The sequence below is a fragment of the Limnohabitans sp. genome (assembly GCF_044373035.1).
Classification (GTDB): Bacteria; Pseudomonadota; Gammaproteobacteria; order Burkholderiales; family Burkholderiaceae_C; genus Limnohabitans_A.
This window is the reverse complement of the sequence record NZ_JBILQU010000115.1, coordinates 1-8,404: the sequence shown is the minus strand read 5'-3', so window position 1 is coordinate 8,404 and position 8,404 is coordinate 1. Positions and strand designations below refer to the sequence as shown.

Below are 8,404 nucleotides of genomic sequence, written 5' to 3'. Positions count from 1 at the left end.
TGTCTCCTGGTTTTGTTCAGAGACAGCATCATAAAGTTTTTGCAAACTCAGCCCTGTGCCGGGTGTCACAGCCCCCCACAGCCCCCCTTTGACACGGCATCAGAGCGCCGCCAGCATCTGCATGGCTTTGGCAAAGCCACCACCGGGTTGGCAAACATCCAGATGCACCACCGGCAGGCCGCAACGCTGCGCACCCGCCACGTTGCGCCGCTGGTCGTCCACAAACACCGCATGCTCGGCCCGCACCCCCAAGGCCTGCAAACAAGCCAGGTAAGCGCGCGGATCGGGTTTGAGGATCTGGGTGTAGGTGGCGTCCACGATCACATCAAACTGCTGGAGCAAGGGCAAACGCTCGCGAAAATCCGCGCCATAAAAAAGATCAAGTTCGTTCGACAAAATGCCCAGCTTGTAGCCCAGCGCCTTGGCCTGCTGGATGGCCGCCACCGCCTCAGGCCGGATCACAGCCTGCACATCAGCCCCTCGCGCACGCTGCACAAAGGTTTGCATCTCGGTCCAGTCTTCACCCAGCAAACGCCCGACCTCGCGGGTGCGCTGCATCCAGTAATCGCGTTCACTGATCTGATCGGCCTGCATGGCTTGCCACAACGCATCAGTTTCAGGCGCAAACGGGCCTTGCCAGGCGAGCGTGCCGGCAGCCAGGCCCAAAGCGGTTTCGCTCAAGGCATGGGTTTCAAACAATGTGCGGCTGATGACGCCACCAAAGTCCAAAATCAAGGCCTTGTCTTCGGGTTTCACGGCATCAGACATGGGCCGCTTTCTTGCCCACAGCGGGCAACACCAAACCTCGCGCCAGCCAATCGTCAAACACCACCAGCACCTGCTGCACAAACGCCGCATCGTTGATGTGGGCGTCGATGCGCGAGACCTGTGCCAAGCCCCAATCGCATTGCGCCATTTCGTCCATCATCGCCGCCAGACCTTCTGGATCGTGCAGTGGTGCACCGGCCCGGTCCCACTCTTGAATGCCTTGCAGGGGCAGCACCAGGTGCACCGGGCCTTGGGCCTGACGCACGCGATGGGCCAATTCGCGGGCAAATTCACGGCGCATCTCGGCGTCAACGCCCACCGAGGCGATCAATCGGTTGTGGTCGTGTGAGGGACGCCCTGCAAAGCGCGCGGGCATCTGCCCCCAAGCCGGGTAGTCCACCAGATCGGTGGCTCCGGGGGCCACAATCATCGGCACACCCTGGCGACCCGCCCCCATCAGGCGGTCCGGGCCAGCACTGACCACTGAGCCGCCCATCTGGTTGACCATTTCCTGCAGACTGAAGTCCATCACGCAGGCGAACTGGCCTTGCGCGGCCAGCGATTCAAACGCCCTGCCCCCCATGCCTGTGGTGTGGAACACCGCCAGGTCAAACCCCCGCTTGTCCAGCTCGGGCTTGAGTTGAACCATGTACTTCAGGCAGCTCGACCCCAGCGAGGTCATGCCCACCACGGGCCGCGTAAAACGCGGCGCTCGCGCCACAAGGCAAGCCCCCACCACCGCACCAGCGGCTTGCGCCAATGCCGACTGGCACAGGCTGTTGAGGCCATACAAGCCCCCGGCCCACAGCACCATCATCAAATCGGGCGGCATGCGCTCAGGCGGCAACAAGGGCGAAAACGCCACTGTAGAAAGCACCACCTTGGGCACGCCCAGCGGCAAGCTGCTGGCCACGTCCAGCGCGAGGTCGGTGCCCATGGTGCCGCCCAGCACCAGCAGGCCGTCCATGCGGCCCTCGCGCTGCAGTTGAACTGCCAAGGCCGATGCGCCTTGGGCCATCAGGGCCATGGCGCTGTTTTCGTCGCCGCTGTCCATGACTTGCTGCAGCGTCACGCCTGCCGCCTGCGCGACCTGCGTGTTGGCGATGTCCGGGACCACCTGCCCTTTGGCCAGCACGCCCACGTCCATGATCAGCGCCTGCCCGCCAGCGGCCTGCACCTGCTCGCGCATGAAGCCGATCTCGTCGCTCTTGGTGTCCACCGTGCCGACGATCAGGATGACGGGGCTCTTCATGCGCGGCCCTCCTGCACAGCAGCAAATGCGGCTTCGAGCACGTCGCACATGAAGTCGACTTCCTCAAAAGTGATGACCAGCGGCGGCGACAAAATCAAGTTCGGCCCCGAAATGCGCACCATCAGGCCCGCCTTGTAGGCGGCTTTGGCCACCCGCGCCGGAATGTCGCTGGTGCGGGGCATGGGAGTGCGTTTGGCTTTGTCGCTCACCATCTCGATGCCCAACATCAGGCCCACGCCACGCACATCACCCACAAAGCTGCAGGTGTCCACCAGCTTGCGCAAGCGCGTCTGCAGGTGCGCGCCCAAGCGCGCAGCATTGCCCGGAATGTCCAGCGCTTCGATCTGGTCGAGCGTGGCCAGCGCCGCCGCAGCCGCGATCGGGTGGGCACTGTAGGTGTAGCCATGCGAGACCGAAGCGGTACCCGTGGTGTCGGCGTCAAACACGTCTGCGATGCGGTGGTTGATGGCGGTGGCCCCCAGCGGGATGTAACCCGAGGAAATGCCCTTGGCCAGGCACCACATGTCGGCATTCACACCCCACAGGCGCGTGCCAAACATTTCACCACTGCGGCCAAAGCCGGTCACCACTTCGTCGGCGATCAAGAGGACACCGTACTTGTCACAAATCTGGCGCACCAGCGGCCAGTAGTTGGGCGGCGGCACGATCACGCCACCTGCGCCCTGTACCGGCTCCGCAATGAAGGCCGCCACCGTATCCGGCCCCTGGAACACGATTTCGCGCTCGAGCATTTCGGCACAAATTTCGCCCAAACGGATCGGGTCATCGGTATAGGGGTTGTGATAAAGCCAGGGCGTGTCGACGTGGAAGCATCCAGGCAGCAGTGGCTCGTAAGCGCGGCGGAAATTGGTGTTGCCGTTCACGCTCATGCCGCCAAAGTGCACGCCGTGGTAGCCCTGGCGCAGGCTGATGAACTTGAAGCGGTCGGCCTGGCCCTTGAGCTTCCAGTACTGACGCGCCACTTTGAGCGCGCCCTCGACCGCGTCCGAGCCGCCGGTAGAAAACATCACCGTGGCCACCCCCTCGGGCTGCATCAATTCAACCAAGCGTTTGGACAACTCGATCGCCCGCACATGGGTGGTGCCGCGAAACACGTTGTAAAACGGCAGCTCGTCCATCTGCGCCACGATGGCGTCGCGCACCGGCTTGTTGCTGTGGCCCAGGTTACAGGCCCACAGGCCCCCCACGCCGTCCAGCATCTTGTGGCCGTCCACGTCCCAGATCCAACAGCCCTCGCCTTTGGCAATGATGTCGGGTGTGGATTTTTTCATCGCCCCCGGGTGGGCCATGGGGTGCCACAGGTATTGGGCGTTGTCGGCCTTGAGTTGGTCGGTGTTCATCGTTTTCCTTGTGTGATTTTTAAAGCTGTATCCAAGCGGTTTTGAGGTCCAGGTATTTGTCCAGCGCGTGCATCGATTTGTCGTGCCCATTGCCCGACTGCCGCACGCCGCCCAGCGGCACGGTGATGTCCGGGCCGCCATAGGTGTTGACATGCACCAACCCGGCCTTGATGGCGCGCACCATGCGGTGGGCGCGCGAGAGGCTGCCGGTCCACACCCCTGCCGCCAAGCCATATTCGGTGCCGTTGGCCAAGCGCACAGCATGGGCCTCATCGTCAAAAGGCATGACGGCCAGCACCGGGCCAAAGACTTCCTGACGGGCAATCTCCATCTCGGGCTGAACGCCATCGAGCACGGCGGGGCTCATGTATTGGCCACCGGGCACGGGCGCGATCACCTGACCGCCGGTGCGCAGACGCGCGCCCTGCGCCAGCGCACGCGCCAGCATGCTCTGGTTGCGGGCCAACTGGCGGGCGCTGCTGACCGCGCCGACGTCGGTCGTCACATCCAGCGGGTCCCCCACGCGCAAACTGGCGGCGATGTTTTGCAGGCGTTCCACAAACTCGTCGTGCACCGAGCGCTGCACCAAAAGGCGCGAGCCCGCCACACACACCTGCCCACTGTTGCGGAAGATGCCCATGGCCGACACCTTGGCGGCCTGCGCCAGATCGACTGCATCGTCAAAAACAATGTTGGGGGACTTGCCGCCCAGCTCCAAATACACCCGCTTGAGGTTGGACTCTGCCGAAGCTTTGAGCAGCAAGCGCCCCACTGGGCCGGAGCCCGTGAAAGTCAGGATGTCCACATCCATGTGCCGCGCCAGCGCCTCGCCCGCCTCTGCGCCTGTGCCGGTGACCACGTTGAGCACGCCCGGGGGCAAGCCAGCGTCCAGACACAGCTGCGCCAAGCGCAGCAAAGAGAGCGACGCATCTTCGGAAGGTTTGAGCACCACCGAGTTGCCTGCGGCCAGCGCGGGTGCGATCTTCCAGGCACCGATCATGAGTGGAAAGTTCCACGGCACGATGGCCGCAACCACGCCGACCGCTTCCTTGTGGATCAGACCCAAGGTGCCCTCAGGCGTGGGCGCGATCTCGCCGTTGATCTTGTCCACACACTCGGCGTAGTAGCGGAAGGTGCCCGCCGCGCTGCCCGGCTCGGCCTTCCAGGCCATAGCAATTTCGGTGCCGTTGTCGCGCACACCCAGCACCGCCAGCTCGGCGTGGTGCGCCTCAATGCGGTCGGCAATGCGGTGCAAAATTTTCTTACGCTCGGCTGGCGCCATGCGCGACCACACGCCTTGCTCAAACGTGCGGCGCGCCGCCTGCACGGCGCAGTCGACATCCTGAGCCCCAGCGGCAGCAATGTTGCACAAGGTCTGCCCGTCGATGGGCGAGACCACCGGCATCGTCTGCCCCGATGCCGCAGCAGCCCACTGGCCGTCGATCAACAAGCCCTGATCAGGAACGGTTTGGTGACGCAACGCGTCAATGTGTTCTTGTTTCAATTTTTCTCCAACCGTTCAAGGCATCAATGGTCCATCAAGCTTCAATCCGGCACATGCAACACGATACCGTCCAGCGCACTCGACGCGATCAGCTGGCAGCTCAGTCGGCTGCCGCTTTGGCGGGGCGCTATGACGATGTCGAGCATGGCGTTTTCCACGTCGGCCATGGGCGGGCAGGCGGCCAGCCAGGCTTCATCCACATAAACGTGGCAGGTGGCGCATGACAGGCAGCCGCCGCATTCGCCCGCCACGCCGGGGATGCCGTTCATCTGTGCGGCGTCCATCAGGTTGGTGCCGTCGTTCACGTCGTCGCTCACGCGATCGCCGTTGCTCATGATCCAGTGCACTTGGGGCATGGGTTGGGTTCTTTCAGATCAGATGAATCGGATGTAATGGTCGCGCAGCGCGTTGCCTTCCAGGCCTGCGGTGCGTTCGATCTCGTGGCGTTTGATGCCCACATGGTTGGCCACCAAGCCTTCGCCCAGCGCCCGGTTGAGGGCCGTGTCGGCTTCCAGCGCATCCAGGGCACCGGCCAGGTTTTCTGCCACGCTCTGGGTGGCGTCTTTGTTTTCGAGGCAATCACCCGTTTCGATGGGTTGCAGTGGGTAAGCATGGGCCACACCCAGGCGCGCCGCTTGCAACACTGCAGCCGTGTGGGTATAGGGGTTGGCCGCAGCGTCGCCCATGCGGTGCTCAATGCGCGCGCCAGGTCCGGTTTCGGCCGACAGGCGCACCGTCACACCCCGGTGGTCGACCGCCCAGTTTTGCCAAAAGCCCGAGAGGCTGGCCGGCTGCAGACGTTGGTAGGAATTGGTGCTGGGGGCCAGCAAACCGGCCAGCGCCTGGTGGTGGTGCATCAGTCCGGCGGTGCAGCCCAGTGTGAGGGCGTTGAATTGGCTGGCGTCGTGTCCGCCCGAAATCGCGTTATGGCCTTGGCCATCACGCAGGCTGAAGTTGATGTGCACGCCGCTGCCACCCACCGTGAGGATGGGTTTGGGCATGAAGGTCAGCACGATGCCGTGCTGGAAAGCGACTTCACGCGCCAGCAGGCGGAACAAGAAGATGTCGTCCACCGCCTTGACGGCGCGGTCGTAGGTGAGCGTGAACTCGAACTGGGGCGCATCGTATTCGGTGTTCATGCTGTCGATGCGAAAGCCCGCTGCCGTGGCTTTCTCCCACAGGGCATCGGTGAAGCCCCTGGGGTCGGAAAAGGGGCCTGTGGAATACACATGGGCCGCAGGTGTGTCATAGGGCTTGAGCGAACCATCGGGCTCGATCTGGAAGGCAAAGGCTTCGAGCTCGATGCCCACCATCGGTTCATAGCCCATGGCCTGCCAGTCGGCCACGGCGCGTTTCAAGGCGCTGCGCCCGCACATGGGCAGCGGCGTGCCGTCGTTGGCCTTCAGGTCGCCAATCGCCACTTGGGTGAAGGGCTGCCAGCCGGGGCGGATGTCCTCGGGGGTGTAGACGGCCTCCATGTCGGGCAGGCCTTCCATGACCATCGCACCCGGGGCCGGGATCAGCTCTTTTTCGTAAGTAACGCCAAAAGTGCCCCGGCAAAAACGGGCACCGCCGCCCTGACCAGGCTTGAGCGTGACGTATTTGCCCCGCGCAATGGCCAGGTGGTCGCAATACAGCACCCGCAGGCGTTCTTGAACATATGACATGGTGTTTCCTTTCAGATTAGGTGCATGCGCACGGGTAAGCGTTTGATACCGGAGACAAAGTTGGATCGCAAAAAGGCGTGTTCACCCGTTTGCTCGATGCGGTCGACCCGCTTGATCAGCTCTTGCATCAAGACGCGCAACTCCAGCCGGGCCAGCCACATGCCCAAGCAGGCATGCGCCCCGCCCTGCCCAAACGCCAGATGGCGGTTCACGCCCCGGCTCAGGTCGACGGTGAATGGTCGGTCAAAGGCCCGCTCGTCGCGATTGCCAGAGATGAACCAAAGCAGCACCTTGTCGCCCGCCTTGACCTGTTTGCCGTGGTATTCAAAGTCTTCGGTCGCGGTGCGGCGAAAGTGCGTGGCGGGTGAGGCCCAGCGGATGAACTCGTCAGACACACCCTCCCAGGCGGCTTCGCCTTGCACCGCCTTGAGCTGCGCCATCAGGCCGGGCTGGTTGGCCAGCGCGTGCAAAGCGGCAGCGATCGAATAGCGCGTGGTGTCGTTGCCCGCGGCCACCAGCAAGCAAAAAAAGTTGCGAAATTCGGTGTCGCTGATCACATTGCCCTGCGCGTCGGGCTGGGTGATCAGGTGCAGCACGCCGCTGGTGTCGCCCGCTGCGCGCTTGCGCTCCATCATCTGGGCCGCGTAGTCGAACAGGTCAGCCCCGGCGGGCGAGCGAAAAGGCATGAAGCGGTAGGCCTCGGTGTCCATTTTGTCGACCACATGGCTGGTGAAATCACTGTCGGTGTTGGCCATGAGCGCGTCGCCCTTGTCCACCAACCAATCCAGGTCTTCTTCGGGCAGGCCCGCAATGCGCCCGAGCATGCGCATGGGCAGCTGGCGGGCAATCTGGTGCGTGGCGTCAAACTCGCCCAGCGCCAGGGCTTGGTCAAGGATGCCCACACACAGCTCGCGAATCTGCTCTTCGTACAACGCCATCATGGGCTTGGAAAAGGCCTTGGCCACCAACATGCGGGTGCGGGTGTGCTCGGGCGGGTCGGTCTCCTGAAAGGTCCGCCGCGCCATGTACTCCTCGTGCGACTGGTCTTCCAGGCGGATGCCCTGGGCCGAAGACAAGCGCTGGTGGTTGCGGTTGAGCTCCAAAATATCGGCATGCCGCGTGACCGACCAAAAGCCCTTGCCATCGGCCCAGTTGCACCAGGCCATCGGGTCTTCGTCGCGCAGGCGCTTGAAGGTGTTGTGCGGTGTGCCGTTCACATAGCTGTCGTGGTCCGACAGGTCGGCGTGGCCATCGTCGGTGGGGTTCCAAACCGTCATTGCGCTCTTTCAAAACAATCATCAAAAAACTGCACCATCCATTGCCCAAACAGCGGCACATCGGCGGCGTTGGCCAGACTGGCGTGGGCACGGGCCATGGTGTCGGCATCGAGCTTGTCGGCCAGGTAGCCCAGCAAAGCCTGCATGAACACCAGTGGCATCTCGGGGTGGAACTGGGTGGTCCAGATGTGCTGGCCGATCTGCATCGAGCCGATGGGACAAAAGTCACTGCCGCCCAAACACACTGCGCCTTCGGGCATGCGGGTGACCTGCTCGTTGTGCGCGGCCATCAAGGTGGTGGTGGTCTTGAGCGGTGACATCCAGGGCCGCGTTGCATGCCAGTGCGTGGGCGCAGTGCCAAGGCCCCAGCCAGCCGCGTTGCGCGCCACCTGCCCGCCCAGCGCCCGGGCCACCGCTTGGTGGCCAAAACACAAGCCGATCAGGGGCTGCCGTGTCGCATGAACGGCCCCAATGAAAGCCAGTAATTGCCCCACCCAGGGCAGACTCTCGTCGTTGACCGAAGCCGGGCTGCCGGTGATGACGTAACCGTCATAGTCCTCGGGGCTGGCGGGCAG

8 protein-coding genes are annotated in these 8,404 nt (G+C 63.4%); all 8 read right to left on the bottom strand.

What is annotated here, in order from left to right; all coding sequences use genetic code 11:
* Positions 1-99 precede the first annotated feature (99 nt).
* Positions 100-768, bottom strand: coding sequence for an HAD family hydrolase (locus ACIQ47_RS13480; protein ID WP_396438610.1), 669 nt, complete (start codon positions 766-768; stop codon positions 100-102).
* Complete coding sequence (locus ACIQ47_RS13475) at positions 761-2,020, bottom strand: Tm-1-like ATP-binding domain-containing protein (protein WP_396438609.1); 1,260 nt, start codon at positions 2,018-2,020, stop codon at positions 761-763. The genes ACIQ47_RS13480 and ACIQ47_RS13475 overlap by 8 nt, the downstream gene beginning before the upstream one ends.
* Positions 2,017-3,381: an aminotransferase class III-fold pyridoxal phosphate-dependent enzyme gene (locus ACIQ47_RS13470; protein ID WP_396438608.1), complete on the bottom strand. Its 1,365-nt coding sequence runs from the start codon at positions 3,379-3,381 to the stop codon at positions 2,017-2,019. Before ACIQ47_RS13470 ends, ACIQ47_RS13475 begins: the two co-directional genes overlap by 4 nt.
* Before the next feature lie 19 nt (positions 3,382-3,400).
* Entirely contained in the window at positions 3,401-4,885 is a 1,485-nt protein-coding gene (locus ACIQ47_RS13465; protein WP_396438607.1) for an aldehyde dehydrogenase, read from the bottom strand.
* 41 nt (positions 4,886-4,926) lie between these two features.
* On the bottom strand, positions 4,927-5,241 hold the full coding sequence (locus ACIQ47_RS13460) for a 2Fe-2S iron-sulfur cluster-binding protein (protein ID WP_396438606.1): 315 nt from the start codon (positions 5,239-5,241) through the stop codon (positions 4,927-4,929).
* Between the two features lie 18 nt (positions 5,242-5,259).
* Positions 5,260-6,552, bottom strand: coding sequence for a hypothetical protein (locus ACIQ47_RS13455; RefSeq protein WP_396438605.1), 1,293 nt, complete (start codon positions 6,550-6,552; stop codon positions 5,260-5,262).
* Positions 6,553-6,563: 11 nt separating this feature from the next.
* Complete coding sequence (locus ACIQ47_RS13450) at positions 6,564-7,829, bottom strand: cytochrome P450 (RefSeq protein WP_396438604.1); 1,266 nt, start codon at positions 7,827-7,829, stop codon at positions 6,564-6,566.
* A partial coding sequence (locus ACIQ47_RS13445; protein WP_396438603.1) for a type 1 glutamine amidotransferase occupies positions 7,826-8,404 on the bottom strand: 579 nt, incomplete at its 5' end. The genes ACIQ47_RS13445 and ACIQ47_RS13450, both read right to left, overlap by 4 nt.

Coding starts and splice junctions, on each gene's coding strand:
- ACIQ47_RS13460 (WP_396438606.1), bottom strand. CDS start 5,241: ATGCCCCAAGTGCACTGGATCATGAGCAACGGCGATCGCGTGAGCGAC.
- ACIQ47_RS13475 (WP_396438609.1), bottom strand. CDS start 2,020: ATGAAGAGCCCCGTCATCCTGATCGTCGGCACGGTGGACACCAAGAGC.
- ACIQ47_RS13450 (WP_396438604.1), bottom strand. CDS start 7,829: ATGACGGTTTGGAACCCCACCGACGATGGCCACGCCGACCTGTCGGAC.
- ACIQ47_RS13470 (WP_396438608.1), bottom strand. CDS start 3,381: ATGAACACCGACCAACTCAAGGCCGACAACGCCCAATACCTGTGGCAC.
- ACIQ47_RS13480 (WP_396438610.1), bottom strand. CDS start 768: ATGTCTGATGCCGTGAAACCCGAAGACAAGGCCTTGATTTTGGACTTT.
- ACIQ47_RS13455 (WP_396438605.1), bottom strand. CDS start 6,552: ATGTCATATGTTCAAGAACGCCTGCGGGTGCTGTATTGCGACCACCTG.